The organism is Pseudarthrobacter sp. NPDC080039, from assembly GCF_040702335.1.
GTDB classification, from domain to species: domain Bacteria; phylum Actinomycetota; class Actinomycetes; order Actinomycetales; family Micrococcaceae; genus Arthrobacter; species Arthrobacter enclensis_A.
On record NZ_JBFBKY010000021.1, the window covers coordinates 21,104 to 44,641 of the forward strand.

At 66.9% G+C, this 23,538-nt stretch carries 25 protein-coding genes, 6 tRNA genes and 1 riboswitch; of the genes, 14 read left to right on the forward strand and 17 right to left on the reverse strand.

Going from position 1 to position 23,538, the window contains the following annotated elements; genetic code table 11:
* Positions 1-43 precede the first annotated feature (43 nt).
* The 13 genes from hisG to AB0313_RS17605 form a co-directional block, all read right to left on the reverse strand.
* Positions 44-904 (reverse strand): ATP phosphoribosyltransferase, encoded by an 861-nt coding sequence (gene hisG, locus AB0313_RS17545; protein ID WP_307308963.1) that lies wholly within the window; start codon positions 902-904, stop codon positions 44-46.
* Positions 905-989: 85 nt separating this feature from the next.
* The gene (locus AB0313_RS17550) at positions 990-1,253 is read right to left on the reverse strand and encodes a phosphoribosyl-ATP diphosphatase (RefSeq protein ID WP_366307128.1); all 264 of its coding nucleotides are present in this window, start codon (positions 1,251-1,253) and stop codon (positions 990-992) included.
* Between the two features lie 102 nt (positions 1,254-1,355).
* Positions 1,356-1,844, reverse strand: a complete 489-nt coding sequence (gene ribH, locus AB0313_RS17555) for a 6,7-dimethyl-8-ribityllumazine synthase (protein ID WP_307308967.1) — start codon at positions 1,842-1,844, stop codon at positions 1,356-1,358.
* Between the two features lie 32 nt (positions 1,845-1,876).
* Positions 1,877-2,611 carry a GTP cyclohydrolase II gene (ribA, locus tag AB0313_RS17560; RefSeq protein ID WP_141940965.1) on the reverse strand — a complete coding sequence of 245 codons (735 nt, stop codon included), beginning with the start codon at positions 2,609-2,611 and terminating at the stop codon, positions 1,877-1,879.
* Complete coding sequence (ribB, locus tag AB0313_RS17565; protein ID WP_366307162.1) at positions 2,608-3,318, reverse strand: 3,4-dihydroxy-2-butanone-4-phosphate synthase; 711 nt, start codon at positions 3,316-3,318, stop codon at positions 2,608-2,610. The genes ribA and ribB overlap by 4 nt, the downstream gene beginning before the upstream one ends.
* Positions 3,319-3,359: 41 nt before the next feature.
* Positions 3,360-4,034, reverse strand: coding sequence for a riboflavin synthase (locus AB0313_RS17570; protein ID WP_141940963.1), 675 nt, complete (start codon positions 4,032-4,034; stop codon positions 3,360-3,362).
* Positions 4,034-5,173, reverse strand: a complete 1,140-nt coding sequence (gene ribD, locus AB0313_RS17575; RefSeq protein ID WP_141940962.1) for a bifunctional diaminohydroxyphosphoribosylaminopyrimidine deaminase/5-amino-6-(5-phosphoribosylamino)uracil reductase RibD — start codon at positions 5,171-5,173, stop codon at positions 4,034-4,036. The genes AB0313_RS17570 and ribD overlap by 1 nt, the downstream gene beginning before the upstream one ends.
* 171 nt (positions 5,174-5,344) lie before the next feature.
* A riboswitch (FMN riboswitch) is annotated at positions 5,345-5,494 on the reverse strand.
* A gap of 41 nt (positions 5,495-5,535) precedes the next feature.
* Entirely contained in the window at positions 5,536-6,213 is a 678-nt protein-coding gene (rpe, locus tag AB0313_RS17580) for a ribulose-phosphate 3-epimerase (protein ID WP_141940961.1), read from the reverse strand.
* Between the two features lie 69 nt (positions 6,214-6,282).
* Entirely contained in the window at positions 6,283-7,905 is a 1,623-nt protein-coding gene (locus AB0313_RS17585) for a transcription antitermination factor NusB (RefSeq protein WP_141940960.1), read from the reverse strand.
* Positions 7,902-8,822 carry a methionyl-tRNA formyltransferase gene (gene fmt / locus AB0313_RS17590; protein WP_366307132.1) on the reverse strand — a complete coding sequence of 307 codons (921 nt, stop codon included), beginning with the start codon at positions 8,820-8,822 and terminating at the stop codon, positions 7,902-7,904. Before fmt ends, AB0313_RS17585 begins: the two co-directional genes overlap by 4 nt.
* Positions 8,819-9,421 carry a peptide deformylase gene (gene def / locus AB0313_RS17595; RefSeq protein WP_141940958.1) on the reverse strand — a complete coding sequence of 201 codons (603 nt, stop codon included), beginning with the start codon at positions 9,419-9,421 and terminating at the stop codon, positions 8,819-8,821. The genes fmt and def overlap by 4 nt, the downstream gene beginning before the upstream one ends.
* A gap of 74 nt (positions 9,422-9,495) precedes the next feature.
* Positions 9,496-10,356, reverse strand: coding sequence for a cytochrome (locus AB0313_RS17600; RefSeq protein ID WP_331322198.1), 861 nt, complete (start codon positions 10,354-10,356; stop codon positions 9,496-9,498).
* Between the two features lie 103 nt (positions 10,357-10,459).
* Positions 10,460-10,531 (reverse strand) — tRNA-Val (locus AB0313_RS17605).
* A gap of 308 nt (positions 10,532-10,839) precedes the next feature.
* Between AB0313_RS17605 and AB0313_RS17610 the strand changes: the two genes are divergently transcribed.
* The 7 genes from AB0313_RS17610 (at position 10,840) to AB0313_RS17640 (ending at position 13,144) form a co-directional block, all read left to right on the forward strand.
* Positions 10,840-10,912 (forward strand) — tRNA-Gly (locus tag AB0313_RS17610).
* Between the two features lie 47 nt (positions 10,913-10,959).
* Positions 10,960-11,030: transfer RNA gene (locus AB0313_RS17615), tRNA-Cys, on the forward strand.
* Between the two features lie 38 nt (positions 11,031-11,068).
* A tRNA-Val gene (locus tag AB0313_RS17620) sits at positions 11,069-11,140 on the forward strand.
* Positions 11,141-11,192: 52 nt separating this feature from the next.
* Positions 11,193-11,265, forward strand: a tRNA-Gly gene (locus tag AB0313_RS17625).
* Positions 11,266-11,298: 33 nt separating this feature from the next.
* Positions 11,299-11,370: transfer RNA gene (locus AB0313_RS17630), tRNA-Val, on the forward strand.
* Between the two features lie 145 nt (positions 11,371-11,515).
* The gene (locus AB0313_RS17635; RefSeq protein WP_141940956.1) at positions 11,516-11,779 is read left to right on the forward strand and encodes an antitoxin; all 264 of its coding nucleotides are present in this window, start codon (positions 11,516-11,518) and stop codon (positions 11,777-11,779) included.
* A gap of 156 nt (positions 11,780-11,935) precedes the next feature.
* Positions 11,936-13,144, forward strand: coding sequence for a benzoate/H(+) symporter BenE family transporter (locus tag AB0313_RS17640; RefSeq protein WP_366307135.1), 1,209 nt, complete (start codon positions 11,936-11,938; stop codon positions 13,142-13,144).
* 15 nt (positions 13,145-13,159) lie between these two features.
* Here AB0313_RS17640 and zapE read toward each other — a convergent pair whose 3' ends face one another.
* The gene (zapE, locus tag AB0313_RS17645) at positions 13,160-14,197 is read right to left on the reverse strand and encodes a cell division protein ZapE (protein ID WP_307308996.1); all 1,038 of its coding nucleotides are present in this window, start codon (positions 14,195-14,197) and stop codon (positions 13,160-13,162) included.
* Between the two features lie 215 nt (positions 14,198-14,412).
* Here zapE and AB0313_RS17650 point away from each other — a divergent pair, with 215 nt between their 5' ends.
* The 3 genes from AB0313_RS17650 to ybaK are packed head-to-tail and all read left to right on the forward strand — an operon-like array spanning position 14,413 to position 16,327.
* Positions 14,413-15,336 (forward strand): sulfurtransferase, encoded by a 924-nt coding sequence (locus AB0313_RS17650; RefSeq protein ID WP_141940953.1) that lies wholly within the window; start codon positions 14,413-14,415, stop codon positions 15,334-15,336.
* Positions 15,337-15,366: 30 nt separating this feature from the next.
* Entirely contained in the window at positions 15,367-15,816 is a 450-nt protein-coding gene (locus AB0313_RS17655; RefSeq protein WP_141940952.1) for a SufE family protein, read from the forward strand.
* A 10-nt stretch (positions 15,817-15,826) separates the two neighbouring features.
* Positions 15,827-16,327 carry a Cys-tRNA(Pro) deacylase gene (gene ybaK / locus AB0313_RS17660; protein WP_141940951.1) on the forward strand — a complete coding sequence of 167 codons (501 nt, stop codon included), beginning with the start codon at positions 15,827-15,829 and terminating at the stop codon, positions 16,325-16,327.
* Here the strand turns inward: ybaK and AB0313_RS17665 are convergent.
* The 3 genes from AB0313_RS17665 to AB0313_RS17675 are packed head-to-tail and all read right to left on the reverse strand — an operon-like array spanning position 16,310 to position 20,049.
* The gene (locus AB0313_RS17665; protein WP_141940950.1) at positions 16,310-17,164 is read right to left on the reverse strand and encodes an SDR family oxidoreductase; all 855 of its coding nucleotides are present in this window, start codon (positions 17,162-17,164) and stop codon (positions 16,310-16,312) included. The two genes, ybaK and AB0313_RS17665, sit on opposite strands and share 18 nt — an antisense overlap.
* Positions 17,165-17,204: 40 nt before the next feature.
* Complete coding sequence (locus tag AB0313_RS17670; protein ID WP_366307138.1) at positions 17,205-18,755, reverse strand: succinic semialdehyde dehydrogenase; 1,551 nt, start codon at positions 18,753-18,755, stop codon at positions 17,205-17,207.
* Between the two features lie 22 nt (positions 18,756-18,777).
* Positions 18,778-20,049 (reverse strand): alpha/beta fold hydrolase, encoded by a 1,272-nt coding sequence (locus AB0313_RS17675; RefSeq protein WP_366307164.1) that lies wholly within the window; start codon positions 20,047-20,049, stop codon positions 18,778-18,780.
* A 156-nt stretch (positions 20,050-20,205) separates the two neighbouring features.
* On the opposite strand from AB0313_RS17675, the gene AB0313_RS17680 reads away from it, so the two are divergent.
* The 4 genes from AB0313_RS17680 to AB0313_RS17695 all read left to right on the forward strand — a co-directional run bounded on the left by AB0313_RS17680 (position 20,206) and on the right by AB0313_RS17695 (position 23,523).
* Entirely contained in the window at positions 20,206-20,697 is a 492-nt protein-coding gene (locus AB0313_RS17680; protein WP_141940948.1) for a hypothetical protein, read from the forward strand.
* A 59-nt stretch (positions 20,698-20,756) separates the two neighbouring features.
* Positions 20,757-21,218: a peptide-methionine (R)-S-oxide reductase MsrB gene (gene msrB, locus AB0313_RS17685; protein ID WP_366307166.1), complete on the forward strand. Its 462-nt coding sequence runs from the start codon at positions 20,757-20,759 to the stop codon at positions 21,216-21,218.
* A gap of 197 nt (positions 21,219-21,415) precedes the next feature.
* A complete protein-coding gene (locus tag AB0313_RS17690) occupies positions 21,416-22,783 on the forward strand; it encodes a DUF6421 family protein (protein WP_366307140.1) in 1,368 nt (455 codons plus the stop codon).
* Positions 22,780-23,523, forward strand: coding sequence for an SDR family NAD(P)-dependent oxidoreductase (locus AB0313_RS17695; protein WP_366307142.1), 744 nt, complete (start codon positions 22,780-22,782; stop codon positions 23,521-23,523). Before AB0313_RS17690 ends, AB0313_RS17695 begins: the two co-directional genes overlap by 4 nt.
* The last annotated feature ends 15 nt before the right edge of the window (positions 23,524-23,538 follow it).

The following is a 23,538-nucleotide window of genomic DNA, read 5'->3' on the forward strand; positions in this document are numbered from 1 at the left end:
GGGAACTCCTGGAATCCGGTGCTGCTGGGGTGGGGTACGGGCGTCAGATGCGGCAGGCGTGGATGCTGCTGACCAGGATGGCGCGGGCGCCGAGGTCGTACAGTTCGTCCATGATCCGGTTGGTTTCCTTCTTGGGCACCATGGAGCGCACTGCCACCCAGTCCGAGTCGCGCAGCGGGGAAACCGTGGGTGATTCCAGTCCCGGGGTCAGGCTGGCTGCTTTTTCCACCAGCTCCTTGCGGATGTCGTAGTCCATCAGGACGTACTGGCGGGCCACGAGGACGCCCTGGAGGCGGCGGATGAGGACGTCGATTTCCTTGGCCGTGCCGTTGGCGGCGCCGCCTTTGCCGGTCCGCCGGATCAGGACGGCCTCGGACTTCAGGATGGGGTCGCCGAAAATTTCCATGCCGGCGGCCTTGAGGGTGTTGCCGGTTTCGACGACGTCGGCGATGGCGTCGGCAACGCCGAGGCGGACCGACGATTCCACCGCGCCGTCGAGCCGGACCACCTTGGCGTTGATGCCGCGTTCGGCGAGGTAGTTGCGGAGCAGGCCGTCGTAGCTGGTGGCGAGGCGCTTGCCCTCAAGCTCTGCGGCAGAGCTGAAGTCGCCCACCGGCCCGGCAAAGCGGAAGGTGGAGGCGGCGAATCCCAGCGGAAGCAGCTCTTCGGCTTCGACCTCGGCGTCCAGCAGCAGGTCGCGGCCGGTGATGCCGACGTCGAGTGTTCCCTGGCCCACGTACACCGCGATGTCGCGGGGGCGGAGGAAAAAGAACTCGATGTCGTTGTCGGGGTCCACCATGACCAGCTCGCGGCTGTCGCGCCGCTGGCGGTATCCGGCTTCGGAGAGCATGGCGGAGGCGGCTTCGGACAGGGAGCCCTTGTTGGGGACGGCTACTCGCAGCATGGGGATTTTCTTTCTGGGTGGAAGGTCTTTGTTTTCAGGCAGTGCAGGCCACGGCGGGACCGGCGACAGTGCGCCGGACCGGTGGCTACAGATGCTTGTAAACGTCTTCCAGGGTCAGGCCTTTGGCGAGCATCAGAACCTGCAGGTGGTACAGCAGTTGGGAGATTTCCTCTGCCGCGGCTTCATCGGATTCATATTCGGCAGCCATCCATACTTCGGCTGCTTCCTCAACGACTTTCTTCCCGATGCCGTGAACACCGGACTCCAATTCAGCGACGGTGCGGGAGCCTTCCGGGCGGGTGGCTGCCTTCTCGGTGAGCTCAGCGAACAGCGTCTCGAAATTCTTCACGCCCTCCAGCCTACTTGCTGCGGCCGCACGGGCGCTTCCCGGGCCGTTGCATGACAGGCGCGATGTGAGCGAATACACACCGCGCCCGCCACTGATCCGCTGCTAGCTGCGGTACTGCTTGAGGACGACGGCGGTGGCCAGCGCCGCCGTCACTGCCTCGTGGCCTTTGTCTTCCTTGGAGCCGGGCAGGCCGGCGCGGTCGAGGCCCTGCTGTTCGTTGTCGCAGGTGAGGACGCCGAAGCCCACCGGCACTCCGGTGGACACGCTGACGTCGGTGAGTCCCGACGTCGCCGCCTGGCAGACGTAGTCAAAGTGCGGGGTACCACCGCGGATCACGACGCCGAGGGCAACCACGGCGTCAAAGTGCGGTGCCAGCCGCGCAGCGGCAACGGGCAGCTCAAAGCTGCCGGGAACCCGCAGCACCGTGGGCTCGGCGATGCCGGCGTCCTTGGCTGCCCGGAGCGCGCCGTCCAGGAGGCCGTCCATGATCTGCGTGTGCCAGCTGGCTGCGACGATCGCCAGCTTCAGCTGCGAAGTCTCCGCCGGGCTGAGGGTGCTGAGGTCGATGTCGGGTGCGCCGTGTCCGCTCATGTGTTCTTGTGTTCCGTTCGTCTTTTGGAAGTTCAGTCTTGTTCGTGGTCGTAAGAAGCGTCCGGGGCCGTGACCGGCACCGGAGCATTATGGGTGTCCAGCAGCAGCCGGTGTTCCATGCGGTCCTTCTTGGTGCGCAGGTACCGGATGTTCTGCTCGCGGGATGGCACCTCGGTGGGGACCATTTCCACGACCTTCACCCCTGCCTTGGCCAGCCTGTTCTGCTTGTCCGGGTTGTTGCTCAGCAGCCGCACCTCGTGCAGGCCCATCTCGGCAAGGATCTGGGCTGCGGCCTTGTAGCACCGGGCGTCGACGGGCAGGCCCAGCTGCTCATTGGCTTCCACCGTGTCGAAGCCCGCCTCCTGCAGCGCGTAGGCCTTGATCTTGTTGGCCAGGCCGATCCCGCGGCCTTCCTGCCCGCGCAGGTAGAGGAGGGTGCCGCCGTTGTCCCGGATCATTTCCAAGGCGAAGGCGAGCTGTTCGCCGCAATCGCACCGGTAGGAGCCGAAGACATCGCCGGTCAGGCACTCGGAGTGCAACCGGACCAGGGGTGCCTTTCCGTCACTGGGCGCGCTGGGGGAACTGACGGCCAGATGCTCAACGCCGGTCACCAGGTCCGTCCATGCCTGCGCCACGAAATCGCCGAAGGCGGTGGGCAGCTGCACAATCGGCCCTCCGCTGACGGGATGGGGCGCCGCACCGGACACCGCGTGGGGCGTCCGGTGACCGTCCTGGTGGCTGTCGTCGCTGGCTGCCGCTGCCGTCATCGCTTCTCCTTCTCTTCGCCCGGGGCCACCCGGGCACTTTCCTGCGGAACTCCCCCGGCCCCGGCTTCAAGATACGCCACCAAGTCCTCGATGGAGATCAGGGGGCACCCATGTTCAGCTGCGAACGAACGGAGTCCGTCCAGGCGCATCATTTCCCCGTCGTCGTACACCACTTCGGCGATCACCCCGACAGGCTCCAGCCCGGCAAGGCGGCACAGGTCCACCGCGGCCTCAGTGTGGCCCTGGCGTTCCCGCACACCTCCGTCAACTGCCCGGAGCGGGAAAATATGCCCCGGTCGGGTTACCGAAGCGGGACCGGCGTGCGGGTCCGCCAGGATGCGGGCGGTCAGGGCGCGGTCGGTGGCGGAGATTCCCGTGCTGACACCGGTGGCGGCGTCGCAGGAGACCGTGTAGGCGGTGCCTTTGGCGTCCTGGTTCACGGCGGTCATGGGCGGCAGGGCCAGGGCGTCGGCGCGCTCTCCTGTCAGCGGCACGCAGATCACTCCCGAGCTGTACCGGATGGTCCAGCCCATCAGGGCCGGTGTGGCGTGCTGGGCGGCAAAAATAATGTCGCCTTCGTTTTCGCGGTCCTCGTTGTCCACCACCAGCACGGGCCGGCCGGCCGCCATGGCACGCACGGCGTCCCCAATGGAATCCAGCCCCCTTGCCGGCACCGCCGCGGGGTGGGCGGCGACAGGTTCCGTCACGGCGCCAGGGGCAACGCCGGCGTCCACGCGCACTGCGGCGTTCACCGTGCACCTCCCGCGCTTGCTGCGTCAGCGGCAACGGCTGCGGCACCTGCCGGGACACCGTCGCCACGGAAGGCAAGCAGGCGTTCGGTGTACTTGGCCAGGACGTCGACTTCGAGGTTCACCCGGCTGCCGCTGGTTTTGGTGCCCAGGCCGGTCTCGGCAAGGGTGGTGGGAATCAGGCCTACTTCAAACCAGGGTTCCTGCTCCCCCGCCGGGCTGACTGCCGTGACCGTCAGGGAGACACCGTCGATGGCGATGGACCCCTTCTCCGCGATGTAGCGCGCCAGGTTGGCAGGGACGCCGAAGCGCAGCCGCTCCCAGTTTCCCTGGGCTTCACGTTCCAGCAGGACTCCCACGCCGTCCACGTGGCCCTGCACCACGTGCCCGTCAAGGCGTCCGCCTGCGGGAACACAGCGCTCCAGGTTGACCCGGTCCCCGGCAGCGAGTTCGCCGATGGTGCTGCGGACCAGGGTCTCGCCCATCACGTCCACGCTGAAGTCCTTGCCGTCGATCGCGGTCGCCGTGAGGCACACCCCGTTGACGGCGATGGAGCCGCCCAGTGCCAGGCCCTCGGTGGAGCCGGGTGCGTGCAGCCTGAGGGTGGCGCTGGTGTCCCCGTCCCGCTCAACGGACAGCACCTGCCCCTGCTCGGCAATAATTCCGGTGAACATCAGTAGCCTCCCTGGGCTTGTTCCGCGCTGTCGCGGGTTGGTGGTTGGTCAAGTGCAACTTTCCGTTGCGGTCTCAGATGAAGCCGCAGGTCCCGTCCCAGCGTCCGCACCGCGCCGCCGTCGGACGCGTCCCATTCCCATTGCTGGGCGTCGGGAAGGCTCGTGATGCCGAGTCCGTTCAAGGACGGGGTGCCGGATCCCAGGAGGGTGGGCGCCAGGTACACGATGAGCTCGTCAACCAGGCCCGCAGACAGGAAGGAACTGAGGATGCTTGAACCGCCTTCCACCATGACGTGCCGGGTGCCGGCTCCATACAGCAGGGACAGGGCCTCGTGCGGGTCGCGGGTGGGGAGGTGGACGGCCAGCCCGTCGTCGCCGTGGATGGCGGCATCGTCGGGGATCGCGCGCAGCCCCATCACGGCACGCACGGGCTGCCGAGGGGCGGGGTTGCCGTGCGGATCCCGTGCCGTCAGGCGGGGGTTGTCCACCAGCACTGTCTGCGTGCCCACCAGGATGGCGTCGATGCGGCTGCGGATCCCGTGGTTGTCCGCGAGCGACTCCGGGCTGGAGATCCACTGGCTGGTGCCGTCTTCCGCGGCGATCCGGCCGTCCAGGGTCTGCGCGATGTGGAGGGTGACGAACGGACGCTTGGCGGCAACTGCTTCGAACCACTGGCGGTTCAGGTCCAGCGCCTCCTCTGCACCCAGGCCGCTGCGGACGCGGATACCGGCAGCGCGCAGGGTCGCGGCACCGCCGGCGGCAGGATCGTGGGGATCGTCCACCGCGTACACCACATCAGTGATTCCGGCGGCAATGATCGCTTCCGTGCAGGGGCCGGTACGGCCCACATGGTTGCAGGGTTCCAGTGTGACCACCATGGTGCAGCCGGTGAGGTCCAGGCCTGCGGCAGCGGCCTGCGTTATTGCGTCAGCCTCGGCGTGTGCCGTGCCGGCGCCGCGGTGATAGCCGGTGACCAGGTGCCGGCCCTCAGGACTGACGACGACGGCACCCACCAGGGGGTTCGCGCCGCGCGGGCCGTGCAGGGCAGCCTGGAGGGCCTGTTCCATGGCACGGGTTTCATCAGGAGTGAAGGCAGTGACCACCCCGGCGGCGGGCTGCAGTTCCACGGCGCCCGTCATGCGGTTGCCGATGCGGAGCGTGTACCTGCCCTGGAGGCGGCAGGAGTTTCGGCGTCAAAGAGCCATCGCTGGGGGTTCATTCGTGTGTCGTTCCTTCCCTGTTGAACCGCGATGGCTCCGGGGATACGACAGCAGAACGTTGCGCGGCCCAATGGCTGCGCAGATACAGCTGTACGTGCTTCTCTCATCCAGACTTTAACTGTCGGTACCGGAATTCCACCGGTTCAACCGTCCGCCGGAATCCCCATGAAGAGGACACCGGCTCGCGGGTCGCGGACTGTCACCGCCGGTTCGGACTTACACCGACCCCGGAGCACGTATGTGTGTTTTGTTATTGTGCCATAACCCGCACGAGGTCCCGGTTATTCCGTCGCCGCACGTAACGTCCGGCTGCCCTCCTTGCGCAGCAGGTCGATGGCCGCTGCCGGATCGTCAGCACCGTAAACAGCAGAGCCCGCCACAAAGACGTTGGCACCGGCCTCGGCGGCGCGGGTAATGGTTTCTTCGGTGATGCCGCCGTCCACCTGGATGGCCACACCCAGCCCGGAGCCGTCCACGGCAGCCCGCGCGCGGCGGATTTTGGGCAGGGTGATGTCCAGGAACGCCTGGCCGCCGAAGCCCGGTTCCACGGTCATGATGAGCAGCATGTCCAGCTCAGGCAACATGTCCAGGTAGGGCTCCACCGGAGTTGCGGGGCGGAGGGCCATCCCGGCTTTTGAACCCCTGCTGCGCAGTTCCCTGGCGAGCTTGATGGGTGCAATCGACGCTTCGGCATGGAAGGTGACCGAGGCCAGGCCGGCATCGGCGAACCCGGGCGCCCACCGGTCAGCATCGGCGATCATGAGGTGGGCGTCGAGCGGAACAGGGCTGACTGCCTGGATCCGCTGCACCACGGGCAGCCCAATGGTCAGGTTGGGGACGAAGTGGTTGTCCATGACATCCACGTGCACGGCGTCGGCGTTGCTGATCCGCTGCAGTTCTGCTTCAAGGTTGACGAAGTCGGCGGAGAGGATGCTCGGGTTGATGCAGCATTGCGTCACGGATGTGCCTTTCGCTGAAGGTGCGGGTGTCTTACGGACGAAGCGCATTCCTGCGCTGGACCGCTTTGGTCAGGACTTCTTTTTGATGAGCGCCAGGAACATGGCATCCGTGTGGTGGATGTGGGGCCAGAGCTGTGCCGTCGACTCATGGCCGGCGCCGAGGCTTCCCGTCAGGCTGACCGCGTCCAGGGCGGCCCCGGCGTCGATGAGTTCCAGGTCGTCCCGCTTGCGCAGGACGTCGGCTACAACGGCGGTGGTTTCTGCCGGATGGGGCGAGCAGGTCACGTAGGCCACTACTCCCCCGGGCCGCACTGCCGCGACGGCGGAGCCCAAAAGTTCGCGCTGCAGAGGCCCAAGATCCGCAATATCCTTGGGCGAGCGCCGCCACCGGGACTCCGGCCTGCGCCTGAGTGCTCCGAGGCCCGTGCAGGGAACGTCGGCCAGCACGCGGTCGAACCGTTCCGGCTGCTCGGCGCCCACGTCCCGGCCGTCACCGGTCCGGACCTGCCAACTGCCCCCGGGGACAGCGGACAGGGCCTGGCTGACGAGCTTGGCGCGGTGCGGAGCAGGCTCATTGGCGAGGAGCGTTGCACCCCTCTGATGCGCCAGGGCGCCGAGGAGCGCTGCTTTCCCGCCGGGGCCGGCACAGAGATCAAGCCACGCCTCCCCCGCACCGGATGATGCCTCGGCGTCAGCACCGGTCCGCTCTGGTCCCGGGCCCACATCCACGGCGGCCAGCGCCCTTGCCACCAGCTGGGAACCAACGTCCTGCACCCGGGTGGTGCCGGCGCGCACGGATGCCAGCCGGCCAAGATCGCCGCCGCTGGAGAGTGCGGATCCTTCCACCAGTTCCCCTGGAGTGGCGCCGTTGTCCAGTGCCTCGGCCAGGCTGCCAAGGCCGGGCAGGGCCACCAGGTTGACCACCGGGGCCGCATTGTCTGCCTCCAGCAGGCTGTCGATCTCTGCTGCCGGGCGCCCGTGCGCCACCAGCGACTGCCGCATGGCGCGAACGATCCATTCAGGGTGGGCATACCGGAGCGAGGCAACCTTCGTCGCGTCGGTTTCACCCTCCACCAGCAGGTCCAGCCATTCCTCAAGGGTCCGGGCGGCCACTTTGCGGAGGACGGCGTTGATCAGGGCGGAGGGGCCGGCACCGATGACGGCCCGCGCCAGCCCTACCGTCTGGTCCAGTGCCGCGTGCGCCGGAACCCGCATGGCCAGCAACTGGTGCGCGCCAATACGCAGGGCGTCGAGAACGGCAGGGTCCAGCTGGGCCAGGGGCCGGTCCACGCAGCGCGCCAGGATGGCGTCGTAGGTGCCCTGCCCGCGCAGGGCTCCATAGCTCAGCTCGGTGGCGAAGCCGGCATCCCGCTTGTCCAGGCGGTGATGCCGGATCCGTGCGGGCAGCACCAGGTTGGCATAGGCGTCCTCCTCTGCCACCGCCCGCAGCACTTCGAAAGCCACCAGGCGGGCGGGATCGGCACGCCGGGTCCGCTGCGACGGCGCCTGCTCCGTGAAATTCTGCTGCGGGCCCCGGTTGCGCTCCCGTCCCTTGGCGTTGCGCCTGCTGGCATCCCTTGGTCCGCCATTGCCGCGGCCGCCGCCCGCCTGTCCGCCGTGGCCGCTTTTCCCGGCGCTGCCGCGTCCCCCGGCACTGCCCCGTCCGCCTGCGTTGCCGCCGGACCCGCTCATTCGAACACCACACTCTCCAGAGAATTCATACCGCGTGCCCAGTCGGCTGCAGCCACCATCTTTTTCCCGGCGGGCTGGACCCGGGTGAGTTCCACCGCGTGCGATCCCGTCCCCACCAGCACGCTTTTCCCCTGCAACTGCACGGCGCCCGGGGCAAGTTCGGAAACGTCCGGCCGGAGCAGGACAGGCTCGAGCTTCAACCGCTGTCCGTCCAGCAGCGTCCAGGCGCCGGGTTCCGGGGTAACACCACGGGCCTGCCTGCCGATGGCAAGCGCAGGGTGGGACCAGTTGAGGTGACCGTCCTCCAAGGTCAGTTTCGGTGCGAGCGATACCTCGCCGGACTGCGGCTGCGGCGACGCTTTCCCGGCCTGGATCGCCGACAACGTCTGAGCCAGCAGGACCGCACCGCTGTGGGAGAGCCGCTCCAGCAGGTCGCCCGCCGTGTCCTGGGGTTTAATCGCTTCCGTCAGGGTGCCAAAGACCGGACCGGTGTCGAGTCCCTTCTCGAGCCGGAAGGTGACGGCACCGGTGACGTCGTCGCCGGCCATGAGGGATCGCTGGACCGGAGCCGCGCCCCGCCAGGCGGGCAGCAAAGAGAAATGCAGGTTGACCCAGCCGTGCCGCGGTATGTCCAGGGCAGCAGGAGGCACCAGTCCGCCGTAGGCCACGATGGCCGCCACGTCCGGATGTACAGCGGAAATTTTGGCGACCGCCTCAGCATCGACGCGCGCGGCGTGGATAACCTCAATGTCCAGTTCCGCAGCGCGCCGGGCAACCGGTGATGGCGTCAGCACCCGTTTCCGGCCTACGGGGGCATCAGGACGGGTCAGGACTGCGACGACGTCGAATCCTGCGTCGACGAGGGCATCCAGGGACGGGACAGCGACGGCGGGAGTCCCCGCGAAAAGGACCCTCACCCGGCTGCGCCGAAGCTGGAGCCGGGAGCACTGCCTCCACCAACGCTGGCGCCGCCGAAACTCGACCCCACGCTCTTGGCACGCTTGGCGGTGGTGCGTTCGGTGACAGCGTCGTAGTTGGCGTTGCGGATGGACCGCAGCGCCGCCTTCCGGTCCTCACCCTCCAGGCGGTCGGTGTAGAGAATGCCGTCCAGGTGGTCGTTCTCATGCTGGAAGCAGCGGGCCAGCATCCCTTCCCCCTCGATGGAGACCGGGTTGCCGTGCATGTCCACCCCGGTGACCTTCGTGGCGCGGAAGCGGCGGACCGGGAAACCGAGGCCCGGAATGGAGAGGCAGCCTTCCACGTGGTCCGGCTGGTAGTCCCCGCTGTTCTCCAGGACAGGGTTGATGATGTGCCCTTCCACACCGTCGATGCGGTAGGTAAAGACGCGCTTGCTGACCCCGACCTGGGGCGCGGCAAGGCCGGCGCCGTCCACATCCTCCATGGTTTCGGTCATGTCGGCGACCAGTTTGGCAAGCTCGGGTCCGAATTCCGTCACGGGATCGGCAACTGTGCGCAGCACAGGATCCCCGATGATGCGGATATTCAGAATAGCCATGCGCTGTTTGTCCTCACGGTTGGCGGCAAAGGGAACCTATCCAGTTTAGGTGCAGTCACCCCGGCTGGACCGACCTAGGCGGTGCGGGCCTGTGCCAGCGGCGGAGGGGCGATGGGCAGCAGGGCCGTGCCGGCACTGACGGTGTCCGCGGACAGCTCCCAGACGCGGCGCAGGGCGCAGAACTTCCACCAGTGGTGCTTAAGGACCTCGGGGTTGGCGCGGACGGGCCGGACCTCCGTCTCGCCGATGGCAACGGCCAGCAGGACCGGATTTTCCCCGTACTTCCACGGTTCCCACGTTCCGGCCTCGGGGTCCACCAGGCTTTCTTCGGCCTTCATGCCGGCCACCAGTTGCATGACCACCTTGTCATCCAGGGGCTTTACCAGCCCGTCCCGGGTGGTGCCCTTGGTCTTGTAGTCGATCAGGCAGATGCGCCCGTTGATCCGTGCCACGAGGTCAAGGGTCCCCGCATAGCCCACGGAGTTGTTCCAGACAGTTATTTCCGGGGCGATGGGCTCAACCCTGAAGAGCTCCCACCATTCGTCGAAACGAACGGCGAAGGCTTCCTCTCCGTTGGCGCCCAGCGCTTCCCGGGCTTCCTTCATGGCGTGGGGGCGCCCCAGTGCACGCAACGCCACCTGCTCGCAGTAGTAGTGCACCCGGTCCCCGCGCCGGGCGGCGTCGTCCCGGTAGGTTTCGGCAGCCTTGGCCGCACGGTTGATGGCCTGTTTGATCTTGGCGGGGCTGCCCAGGCAGTCCGACAGCAGGGGGTCGTTGGCCAGGCTGCTTGCCCCCATGTAGCCGAACCAGCCATCGAGGCCGTGCGGCTGCTGGCTGATGACCGTGGTGATGGAGGGTACGGAGAACTGCTCAGACGTTGACCGTGCGTACATCCGGCCGTATTCGGTGGCGTGGGCGAGAAGCGGATCAGTCATGGAAAGACTCTTTCACAGGGGGCCGACAAAAGCTCCGGAGGCAGGAGCTGCACACAAAAAAGGTCCGTTTCCGCTGCTGATGAGCGGAAACGGACCTCTGCGGTGGGCGATACTGGGTTCGAACCAGTGACCTCTTCGGTGTGAACGAAGCGCGCTACCACTGCGCCAATCGCCCCGATGCATTTGAATGCTAGCCCACCTCTGCCCCAATTCAAAAATTGGACATTCCGCAGCCGACAGCGCTCCCTGGAAGCAGGCCGCCGGACGCGGAGCCACCCGCACCCTGCCCCTTTAAGCCCCCTCGCCGCCGTCGCAAATTACACGTCTGTAACTTGGCAGAACCCGCGTGAATGCTGGGAAGCAGGCGGGTTGACGGTTCCCCGGGCCGGGCCGATTTGGAGATTCCCGGAACCTCCTATATTGTTTTTACTCGTTGGAACGCGAGGAAATGCCGGAAACGGCAAGGAATCAACCCTCCAAAATGCGGACGTAGCTCAGCTGGTAGAGCACCACCTTGCCAAGGTGGATGTCGCGAGTTCGAATCTCGTCGTCCGCTCGCAGGACACTGTCACAGCAAACATTCTTCGGAATTGACGCTAACACGGTGGGTTGGCCGAGAGGCGAGGCAGCGGCCTGCAAAGCCGTATACACGGGTTCGAATCCCGTACCCACCTCGGTGAAAACCATGGTTTCCGGATCTTTCGGATTCAATGGGCGATTGGCGCAGCGGTAGCGCGCTTCCCTGACACGGAAGAGGTCACTGGTTCGATCCCAGTATCGCCCACTGGCAAGGCAACTTGCCCGCAGTACCCCGGGTTAACCTGGACAACCTGCACGCGGACGTAGCTCAGCTGGTAGAGCACCACCTTGCCAAGGTGGATGTCGCGAGTTCGAATCTCGTCGTCCGCTCTCTTTTATCCCACTTACCGGTCTTCCGGTTCCGGGCGATTGGCGCAGCGGTAGCGCGCTTCCCTGACACGGAAGAGGTCACTGGTTCGATCCCAGTATCGCCCACACGAACAGCAGCTCTCCGGAGCTGCTTTTTTGTTGCCCCGGCATCCGCTCCCGGCGAACGGATTTCCCTTGGCACGCCTGCAGCCCCCCGATAGGATCGAATGCGCGAGGAGCGACCTGGCTCCGCGACAGAAGGGAGGTGCCCGTGGGTTTGATTGACGATCTAAAGGGCAAAGCTCAGGGTCTCATCCACGGCAACGAGCAGGCCATCAAGGACGGCATCACCAAGGCCGGCGATTTCGTCGACACCAGGACCGGCGGCAAGTACGCGGGCCACGTCGACAAGATCCAGGATGGCGCTTCCAAGCTCATTGACAGAAACGGAACCCCGGGCCAGGCACCTGCCGCCGGACCGGTTCCCCCGGCAGCTCCTGGAAATCCGGTTCCGCCGGTGGACAGGGCTCCGTAGAGGATTTGGCCAGGGCCTTGCCCCAGCACGTCAACGGGGCGCGGGTCCCGCCGGGAGGCGGCGCCCGCGCCTTTGGCGTTTAAAGGGCCGGGCACAATACACGACGGCGGCCGTCCCAATTCCCGCTTCCTGCAGGCACCCCGATAACCTGCCGGTATGCCCAAGTCCCCCGCACCGCCACAGACAGACAAGGCCGGAGCGCCCCGGACCGATTCACGGCCGGTCATTGCCGGAATCGTCACCGCGCTGGTGGGCTTCACCTCCTCATTCGCAGTAGTGCTGGCAGGGCTCCGGGCGGTTGGTGCCGATGCCGGCCAGGCCGCGTCCGGCCTGCTGGCGCTGACCCTCGCCGTCGGACTCGGCGTCCTGCTGCTCGCATGGCGCTCCAAAGTTCCGGTTACTTTGGCCTGGTCCACCCCCGGCGCGGCACTGCTTGCGGCGTCTGGAATGCCCGACGGCGGGTGGCCCGCCGCCGTCGGTGCCTTCCTTGCAGCGGGGCTGCTGCTGGCCCTGGCCGGCCTGGTGCCGGCGCTCGGCCGGCTGATGGCCCGCATTCCGTCGTCGCTGGCCCAGGCGATGCTTGCCGGGGTACTGCTGCAGCTGTGCCTGGCCCCGTTCAAGGCCCTGGGTACGGTCCCCTTGTTCGTGGGGCCGGTCATTCTTTGCTGGCTGGTGATGATGAAGTTCGCTCCGCGGTGGGCTGTCCCCGGGGCCTTGCTGGTGGCTTTGGCCGTCATCGGAACGTCGCTCGCATCGGCGGGCACAAATCTTGAGCCCGCAGCCCTGGTGCCCGCCCTCGCCTGGACCACACCCGCGTTCACCCTGCAGGCCGTGGCGGGAATCGCCATTCCACTGTTCGTGGTGACCATGGCGTCGCAAAATGTTCCGGGTGTAGCCGTCCTCCGGTCCTTTGGATACGAAACTCCGTGGCGGCCGGCCATGCTGGTCACCGGGGCAGGAACGGTCCTGGGGGCACCTTTCGGCGGCCACGCCATCAACCTTGCGGCACTCAGCGCGGCCCTGGCCGCAGGGGAGGAAGCCGGTGCGGACAGGGGCAGGCGGTGGGTGGCCGGCTTTACCTCCGGCCTGGCCTACCTGGTGCTCGCCGCCTTCTCCACGGCCCTGGTGTCGGTGGTCAGCCAGGCCCCGGCAGGAATGCTTCAGGCCGTGGCCGGGCTGGCTCTGTTGGGAACCCTCGCCACGGCGGTCTCGGCCGCCCTGGCAGACCCGGAAGACCGCATCGCACCCGCCGTCACCTTCCTGATGGCGGCTTCGGGCCTCGCTTTCGCCGGCATCGGCTCGGCGTTCTGGGCGCTCCTCGCCGGGCTGGCAGTGCGGTTTGTGCTGAAGCCGCGGGCAGCGTGACGCGGCGGGATACCGCTACGACGGTTCGTGGTTCTGGCCCTCACGGGCCAGGGCGGTGAGGCGGGAAACGGCACGGAAGTACTTCTTCATGTAACCGCCGGCCATCATTTCCTCGGTGAACAGTTTGTCGAACGGGACACCGCTGGCCAGGATGGGGACGTCCTTGTCGTAAAGCCGGTCCGCCAGGACCACAAAGCGGAGTGCCACAGCCTGTTCCTTGATGGTTTCCACATTGCGCCACACCACGCCGTCGATGCCGTCGATCAGCTGCCGGTACCGGCTGGGGTGCACGCCGGCCAGGTGGTGGATCAGCGTGGAGAACTCGTCCTGGGCCACGGTCTTGCCATCGAACTCGGCCTTCATGTGGGCACTGAGTTCACTGTTCTTCAGCGGCTGGGGGGCGGCGGGGAGGCCGCGGTGACGATAGTCCTCGCCGTCGATGCGGATGACGTCGAACTGGTCCGCCAGGACCTGGATCTCGCGCTGGAAATCAACGGCGGCAAACCGGCCCTCCCCGAGCGAGCCCGGAAGCGTATTGGAGGTGGCGGCGAGCTTGACCCCGGCGTCCGAGAGCTCGCGCATGAGACGGGACATCAGGACCGTATCGCCGGGATCGTCCAGTTCGAATTCGTCAATGCAGACCAGCTTGTAGGTGCTCAGCGCCTCCACGGTCTTCCGGAAGGAGAGGGCACCCACCAGGTTGGTGTACTCCACGAAGGTACCGAAGGCCTTCGGGCCCGGGGAGGCGTGCCAGAGGGACGCCAGCAGGTGGGTCTTGCCTACGCCGAAGCCGCCGTCCAGGTAGATCCCGGCCCGGGATTCGTCTTTCTTCCCAAACAGCTTCTTGAAGAGGCCGCCCCCGTTACCCGACCCCACGCCGTCGGCAAATCCCTCAAGGGCACGCACGGCCGACGCCTGGCTGGGCTGCTTGGGGTCCGGGCGGTAGCTCGAAAAGGAAACCTCCCCGAACCGGGGCGACGGATAAAAGCCTTTGAGGAGTTCGTCCACCGAAACTGCCGGAGTGCGGGCGGCAAGCTGTTCGATCTGTACCAAGGTGGTCCGTTCTGCTCGTGGTTGGTCCCCAGAAAGAATACCGGCAACGGGCTGCCTCCCCCTGCCCGGCGCCCGCCTTCCGCCGCTGTGCGTGACCAAGGCAACATTTCGTCCTATTAACGGAATACGGACAACGCGACGGGCGCTGGCTAGGGTGGGAACAGGTTCCAATGCCGGTTCCACGGTTTCCCGTGCTCTGAATGAAAGGCCAAACCATGCCCTACCCGGTTGAACAGAATGAGAAGTTCGCAGCCTACGCCCACCCCGAGCGGCTCGTTTCCACCGAGTGGCTCGCGGCTGCCATCGAGAACGGCGCGGTGGCAAACGGCGAGCTGGTCGTTGTGGAGTCCGACGAGGACGTGCTGCTGTACGAGACGGGCCACATTCCCGGTGCCGTCAAGATTGACTGGCACACGGACCTGAACGATGAGGTGTCCCGGGACTACGTTGACGGCGCGGCCTTCGCGAAGCTGGCGGAGTCGAAGGGCATTTCCCGTGACAGCACCGTGGTCATCTACGGTGACAAGTCCAACTGGTGGGCGGCGTACGCCCTGTGGGTTTTCACCCTGTTCGGTCACGAGGACGTCCGGCTGCTGGACGGCGGCCGGGACAAGTGGATTGCCGAAGGCCGTGAACTGACGAAGGACAAGCCCGCCCCCGCCGCCGGCACCTACCCGGTGGTGGAGCGCGACGACGCCCCCATCCGTGCGTTCAAGGATGACGTCCTTGCCCACCTGGGCAAGCCGCTCATAGACGTCCGCTCCCCCGAGGAATACACGGGCCAGCGCACCCACATGCCGGCCTACCCGGAAGAGGGCGCCCTGCGCGGCGGCCACATCCCCACCGCCGCCTCCATCCCGTGGGCCCGCGCCGCTGCCGAGGACGGAACCTTCCGCAGCAGGGAGGAGCTGGAGGCGATCTACCTGGGCGAGGCCGGGTTGACCGAAGGTGACGACGTGGTGGCCTACTGCCGCATCGGCGAGCGTTCCAGCCACACCTGGTTTGCGCTCAAGTACCTCCTGGGCTTCGAATCCGTGCGCAACTACGACGGATCCTGGACCGAATGGGGCAACGCCGTGCGGGTCCCCATCGTCAAGGGCGCCGAGCGGGGTTCTGTCCCCGTCGCCGTCGGAGCCTGACGCAGGCCTTCCCCGCGTAGACTTGGAACGATGACTACTCAAGCTTTGCCCTCCGCCCTGGCGGCCATCGTGGACGATTTCCAGGCCCTGTCCGAGCCCGAGAGGCTGCAGCTGCTGCTGGAGTTCTCCGAGGGGCTGCCGGAACTTCCGGACCGGCTCAAGGACCATCCCGAGCTCCTTGAGCAGGTGGTGGAGTGCCAGTCGCCGCTGTTCCTCACCATCGAGACAGGGAACAACGACGACGGCGCCGTCCACCTGTTCTTCAAGGCGCCCGCCGAGGCACCCACCACGCGCGGGTTTGCAGGGGTGCTGCACGAGGGCCTGGACGGCTTGACCGCGGACGAAATCCTGGCTGTGCCGGACGACATGCCGGAACTGCTGGGACTCACCCGGGCCATTACCCCCTTGCGCATGCGCGGCATGACCGCCATGCTGGGCCGCATCAAGCGCAAGGTCGCCGCGTCCCGCAGCCAGGCCTGATTTCGCCTCCATGGCACGCAAAAACAGCTCCCAGGGAACCCCGGCCACAGCGGTCCTCACCGCGGCCGGGGTTCCCTTTGTGCTTCATCCCTACACCCATGATCCGTCCGCTGCGAGCTACGGCGCCGAGGCTGCTGAAGCCCTGGGCATCGATCCGTCCCGCGTCTTCAAGACGCTGATGGTGGAGGTTGAGGGCAGGCTCGCGGTCGGCATCGTTCCGGTGAGCGGCACGCTGGACCTGAAGGCCATGGCCGCTGCGCTTGGAGCCAAAAAGGCTGCGATGGCCGATCCCGCCGCGGCCCAGCGGCGCACCGGCTACGTACTCGGCGGCATTTCCCCTCTCGGCCAGCGCCAGCCGTCCCCCACCGTGCTGGATGCCAGTGCCCTGGAACTTGGCACGCTGTTGGTGTCGGGCGGCAGGCGGGGCCTGGACATTGAACTCGCCCCGGCTGACCTGGTCCGGCTGACGGACGCCGTCGCGGCGCCCATCAGCTCACTGACGGCCGGGTAGACCTCCGCCGTTCGCAGATTTTTCACGGCTATTGGGACGGCCGGTGAAATTGTCCATGGTCCGGTTGACTCCGAGGACGTCCATGAGCCGGTCAAAGGCGTTAACCGGAAGGATCCGGAGGACCGGCAGCACGTTCACGAGCGGCGGCAGGACCAGCTTTCGTCGGCCGGCCTCGATGGCATCGAGGACCTTGGTTGCCACGTCCTCTTCCTGGAGGATCGGGAGGAGCATGGGCCAGCGGGTCTGGACACCGTCGAACATCCCGGTGTCGATGTAATACGGGCAGACCACCAGGGTGTTGACACCTAGTTTGGCGGCACGGACCTCGGCGCGGAGCGACTCGTTGAAGCCGAATGCGGCGAATTTGCTGGCGGAGTAGTCGGTCTGCCGGGCGACCCCCACCAGCGCGGCGGCGCTGGCAACGGTGACCACGGTTCCGTGGCGCCGGCTTGCCATCCCCGCGAGGAAGGCACGCGTTACCCAGTACAGGGCCATGACGTTGACCTTCATGGTCCGTTCGATGGCCTCTTCCGTGGCATCAAGGAGCGGTTGCCCGCTGACCACCCCGGCGTTGTTGATGAGGACATCCACGGGCCCGGCCGCGGCGGCGGCAGCGGCCACCGCTTCCCTGTCGGTGACGTCCACGGCATGGGCCTCGGCTGACCCTCCGGCCGCCCTGATCTCGCCGCAGACCGCTGCGCCGGCTTCAGCATTCACATCCCAGATCACCACGCGGCTTCCGCGCCGGGCCGCCCCCAGCGCCATGCGCCGGCCCAGCCCGCTTCCACCGCCCGTGACCAACAGCGTTGCACCGGAAAGACGGGTTCCTCTGGCCATATCAGTTCTCCTGGAGTTCGTGCGGCAGGGGCAAGTGCGTTTACCGGCCCCGGGGAAAACGGCCCATCAGGGTGATGGCGCCCTTCATGATTCGTGAATAGGTGCGGTTGGACATTCCTGGGGCAGGCGCCACCCGGAGCAGCCTCTGCACGGCAATGGTCTGCGGCTCGGTGTACTTCAGGATGCCTTCCCGGCCGTGGCGCCGGCCGGCGCCGGAGTCCTTCATTCCGCCGATGGGCGCGTCATGGGATGCCCAGGTGGCGGCGTAGCCTTCGTTGACGTTGACGGTGCCGGTACGGAGCCTGCGCGCAACAGCCTCCCCGCGCCGGGCGGACCAGACGCTGGCGTTCAGCCCGAAGTCCGAGTCGTTGGCCAGGGCGACGGCTTCGTCGTCGTCCGCTGCCCGGTACACGGCAACCACCGGCCCGAACGTCTCCTCCCGGGCAAGCAGCATGTCCGCCGTAACTCCGGCCAGCACGGTTGGTTCGTAAAACAATGGCCCCAGGTCCGGCCGCCGCCGTCCGCCGGCCAGCAGCTGCGCCCCCTTGGCCAGGGCATCCTGGACGTGGCGTTCCACCCGATCCACCTGGGCGGCACTGATCAGGGAACCCATGCCGATGTCCCAGTCCGGGCCCGGACCCATCCGGATCCGCTTGACCTCCGCAGTAAAGGCCGTCAGGAAGCTCTCGTAAACGTCGGCGTGCACGTAGATCCGTTCGATGCTGACGCACAGCTGGCCGGAGTTGGAAAAGCAGGCGTGCACCGCGCCGCTGGCCGCCTTGCCCACCTGGGCGTCAGCCAGCACCAGCATGGGGTTCTTGCCGCCGAGTTCGGCGGAGAACCCGATCAGCCGTTCGCCACACTGACGGGCCACGGTTTTGCCGGTCTGGGAGGACCCCGTAAACATCAGGAAGTCGACGCGCTCAATCAGGGCCGGACCGATCGCAGTGCCGGGGCCGGTGACGACCTGGAACAGGTCGGTGGGAAGGCCTGCCTGCCGGAGCAGCTTGAGCATCAGCAGGGCCGTAAAGGGCGTCTGCGAATCCGGTTTCAGGACGATGCTGTTTCCCGCTAACAGCGCGGGAATCGCGTCGGAAACCGCGAGGGTCAGGGGATAGTTCCAGGGGCTGATGACGCCCACCACTCCCCTGGGCCCCCGGTACTCGGTGGCACGGGTGAGCACGGGGGCAGCACCCTTTCGGCGGCGTGGCCGCAGATATCGTCCTGCATTCCGCTCGTAGTAGTCGGCCGTCAGCACAACGTCGGCGAACTCCTCGAAGGCGCTGAGCCGGGATTTGCCGCTCTCCGCCTGGACCAGGTCCAGAATGTCCTGTTCCCGGTCCAGCAGCAGTCCGCGGAAGCGGCGAATCACGGCCCCGCGTTCAGCGACGGGCAGACCTGCCCAGTGCCGCTGAGCCGCGCGGGCGCCGGCTGTGGCAGAGTCCACGTCGTCGGTGGTGCATACAGGCACTTCGCCTACCAGCGAGCCGTCGAAGGGAGCGTTGGACGCCTGGGTTGGCCGCCCTGCTGCCGCGGCCACCAGTTCCGGAAGGCCCGCTGCCACGTCGCGGCCCCGGTCGGTTACGGTCACTCCAGCATGCCGTGGTGCCATGTCATGCCCCCGCAGGAGTTTGCCGGGCCGGGCCGCCCGGCACTAGCCCGGCGCCCGGGTTGAGGCGCGGGGCAAGCTGCTGCCGGAGCCAGGCCTTCACGAGACGCTCCCAGCGTTCGGGATCCACGTTCCACTCCTTGGTGTGCCGCGCGTGGTTGAAGGTTTCGAACGTCACCATGTCCGGGTTGCGTTCGGCGAGCAGCGCGGAGGGCCCGTACGGCACGTACTCGTCGTCAACACTGTGGATGATGAGTGTGGGCGTCCGCAGCTCCACAGCCCGGGACACCCAGTCCATGACTTTGAGGTCAACCGGGGCAGAGAGGCCGGTGAGCCGGCGTCCCAGCGGGTGGCCCAGCATCAGCTGCCCGTACCGGCCTACAAGCGACGGGATCCGGTTCAGCTGCGCGTGGTGCGCCAGCACCGTGACCCAGTCGATGACCGGGGCGTCGAGCACCATCGCCCGGATGAGATGGCGGTGGCGGGAGAGGTCCGCCGTCTGCAGGCAGATGGCGCCCCCCATGGACCAGCCAAAGAGGACAATCTCTTCGGCTCCGTGGGCCACCGCGTACTCGATGGCGGCTTCAATGTCCTGCCACTCCGTTGACCCCAGGCCGTACCGCCCATCGTCGGCCGAGGGCGCCAGTCCGTCGTTCCGGTAGGACACCAGGAGGCTGGTCAGGCCCAGTTCCAGGGCCGGCCCCACCGCGCGGAGCGCCTCCTGCCTGGTAGCCCCGCGCCCGTGCACCATGATGGCCCATGTCCGCGCGGCGCCTTTTGCCCGGACCAGCCAGGCGGGCGCTTCGCCGCGCTCCACGGGGATCATCACGTCCTCCACAGGAAGTCCGACGGCGGCCGGGTCAGGATACGTGGCCCCGCTCCACCATCCCCAGCGTGCCGTAGAGAGGTCGCCGCTGTAGACCGCCTCAACTTCGCGCAGGACTGTCCGTTCGGCAGGCGAGTAGGAAATAATGCGCCCGATCCGCGCGTGCCCTTTGCCGCCGTCGAAAAAGAATCCGTAAACGCCCTCCACGGTGGTGTCCTCATTGGCGGCAAAGATCACCTGCTGCTTCTGCCCATCGCGGATGACGGCCAGCACTTCCTTGTCAGCCGCCCGCTGCCGGGCCGGAGTGATGACGCGCCGCGCAAAATAGACGGCGAGCGCCGAGGAACCCATTCCCAACAGGCTCGCCACCGAACCGCCCGCGATCGCCCCGCCAACGGCCCACTTTGCCCCGGGCGACATCACGCCTGAATCCCTGGTGGGTGCAGTCATTGCGGGGCGCGCTCGCCGGAAAGGTGCCATGGCACTATTCTTACCGGCCGGGCCGCCGATGCCCGCATTCCGGGCCGGTTCCGGCACGTCGCCGCACCGTCCCCGCCGGTGTCCCGGGCGTACCGTGGAAGCAGCTCCGGGCGCTAGGCTAAGGCCATGAGTGATCCCATCGTCATCCTGACCGAAGAACCCCTGGGCGCGGACGACCGCGTGAACATTGAACGGCTGGTGGATGGGACGGACAGCCGCCTGCTGGTCCTGGTGCCGGCAAACACCGAGCGGCACCTGCTGGTGGATTTCCTGGAGAACCTGTCCATGCTGGACGTTGCCAAGGCGTTCCGCGAGCTGGCCGACCGCAACCCGGACGCCGCCGCTGAGCGCGCCCACGCGGACGAAACCCTTGCCGCATCACTCGCTGCACTGGCGGGACTGGGCTCCGGCGTCACAGGACAGGTAGTGGAGGGCAAGGCGGTGGACAGCCTTGTGGCGAAGGTCAGGGAAACGGGAGCCGGCCAGGCCGTGGTCATCACCCGGCCGCACGCCGTGTCGGACACCTTCCACACCGACTGGGCCAACAAGGCACAGGACCAGCTTGGGGTCCCCGTTCTCCACCTGTATGCCGGCTCGGGATTTATCGGCGACTCCTGAGCGTTGGGAATGCTATGAGCATCTTTGGAAACAGCATCTTCGGTAACAAGGCAACGGGCATGGTTGGCGGCGGCCAGGAAGACACCGCAGCGGCAAACGCACTCCAAAAAACCGATGCGCAGTGGCGTGAGGAACTGACCCCGGAGGAGTACCACGTCCTTCGGCAGGCCGGAACTGAACGGCCCTACACGGGTGAATACTGGGACACGCATACCGAGGGGGTGTACCAGTGCCGGGCCTGCGGCGCCGAACTGTTCACCAGCAACGAGAAGTTCGACTCGCACTGCGGCTGGCCGTCATTTTGGGCCCCCTTGACTGAGGGCAAGGTGCGCTACATCCATGACCGGACCCTCGGCATGGACCGGATCGAAGTGCGGTGCGCCTCCTGCGACTCACACTTGGGCCATGTTTTTGAGGGCGAGGGCTACGGCACTCCCACGGACCAGCGCTACTGCATCAACTCCGTCTCCCTTCGGCTGGTCGCCAAGGGCGACGCCGGTGATGGGCAGTCCCGGGACTAAGCCGCCGAAGGACCTGCCAGCACAGGGCCGGGGCCGCATGCCCCGGCCATGCTGATGCCACAGCAAGGGCTGGTCTCGAGAGCCCGGGAAAAACCTCGAGCCTAATCTTTTCTTATGGATTGCCCCTTTTGGCATAAGACCTGCTGGTTGCTTGTTACGCTCCCCAGAGAGGCAAGCAACCAGAAAGGCAGCCGACGATGACAGAGACCCTGACCACCGCCGTAACCGGGATTTCCGCGCAGAACGAAGACTGGCTCCGGCTCAAGGCGGCAGCAACCGCCCTGCAGGTCCTGCAGGTCCAGGACGGTTCCGTCCCCGACGCCGACCACCACGCGGAGGCAGCCGGGCACGTGAAGTCAATCGTTGCCGCGGTCCAGGCCCTGGCCCCCGCCTTTCCGCACGACCGCGAATACCTTGGCGCCGCCTGCGCAGACTTCGAAGCATGGGCCGCCGGCGGCTTCGCCGTCCCCGACTTCCTGTCCTCCCTGCTGGCATTCCAGCCGCAGGAGCAGCGCCGTGACGGCCTGCAGCACCTGGTGGTCTTCCCCATGTACACCCAGAACGGCAGCAGCAACCGGTTGGTGGAGGCCGTCCTGGTCGAGGTGATCTGGCCGGAGTTCATTGCGGGGCTGGAGGCCGGCGAGTACTCCAACAAGCTGTTCGTCCCCATCCGCTTTATCGATTTCACCCCGGGCTACGACACGAACTCCGCGGTCCTCTTCCCCGAGACCGTAGCGGTCAGCCGTACCCCCACCTTCACCTGGGGCGCCATTTTCGCCGACAGGGAGGCCGCCCGGTTCCGCCGCGTCCTGAAGGCTGCCGCTGACATCACCTCGCTGGAGCTCCCTGAGGGCGCTGCGGAACTGCTCGCGGACCAGGACCTGACCGAGGCCACCTTCGTGATGTGGGACCTGATCCATGACCGGACCCACATGCGCGGCGACCTGCCGTTCGATCCGTTCATGATCAAGCAGCGCATGCCCTACTTCCTGTACTCGCTGGAAGAACTGCGCTGCGACCTGACGGCGTTCCGCGAGTCAGTCCGGATTGAAAAGGATGACGACGCCGACCCCGAAACCCGGCGCCACGCGAAGCTGGTGCAGTACGCCATCCTGTTCGACCGCATCTTCCGCTTTGCCATCACCGGCACCCGGGTGCGCAACTACGACGGCCTGGGCGGCCAGCTCCTCTTCGCCTGGCTTCACCAGCAGCACGTGCTGCACTGGACGGATACGCGGCTTACCATCGACTGGGATGAGGTGGCGGACGCAGTCATCGCACTGGGGGCCAGCATTGATGATTTGTACTGGCGTTCCATCGACCGGCCCAAGACCGCGCACTGGCTGGCGGCCTACCAGCTGGTCTCGGCAACCGTCACCCCCAACCCGGCCTCCGTGTGGGCCAAGGGCCCGGACGCGCTGCCGCTTTCGGGAACGCCCCGGGGCCTCACGGACCAGGTACTGGACGACGAATTCCCGCTGTCCATGTTCTACGAGGCATTGGAGAAGAAGATGCGCCCCGTCATTGAATCAACTGCCGGAATCACCGGCCGCACCGCACTGTGACCGGTTCCGAAGGCGGCGGCGGACACGGGCCCGGCCCCCTCACCATCCTGGTGACGGGCGGCAGCGGCGCGTCCGGGATCGCCGCCGCCCGGGCACTGTCCGCGGCGGGCCACCGCGTGGCCACGGTGGGCTCTGATCCCTCGAGGATCAGGCAGGCGGCAGAAAAAGCGGGCGACGGCGTCACCCCCTTCACGTGCGACCTTGCGGTTCTGGAACAGGTCAGGCGGTTGCGCGACGACGTCACCGCCGCCTTCGGTACCGTGGACGGGGTGATCCACCTGGTGGGCGGCTGGCGTGGGGCCAAGGGAATCACCGACCAGACCGACGACGACTGGGACTTCCTGGAGCGGGGGGCGGTCACCACGCTGCGGAATGTTTCGCGGGTCTTCTTCGATGACATTGCCGCCTCCGCCACCGGCAGGTTCGCCATGGTTTCCTCAACGTCCCTTGCGAAACCCACCGCGGCGGTGGCCAGCTATGTCGCCGCAAAAGCGGCAGCCGAGGCGTGGACCCTGGCCGTGGCGGACGGCTTCCGGCGGGCTGCCGAAGCCGGGACCGGCCAGGCAGCCGCCAGCATCCTGGTGGTTAAGGCACTGGTGGACGACGACCTGCGCCGGGCCCATCCCGAACGAAAGTTCCCGGGAGCGACGGATGTCGCTGACCTGGCTGCCGCCGTCGTCCGGCTTTTCGGCACTCCGTCCACAGAACTCAACGGCGCCCGGCTCCTCCTGGCGGGCTGAAGCCGCCAGGACTGT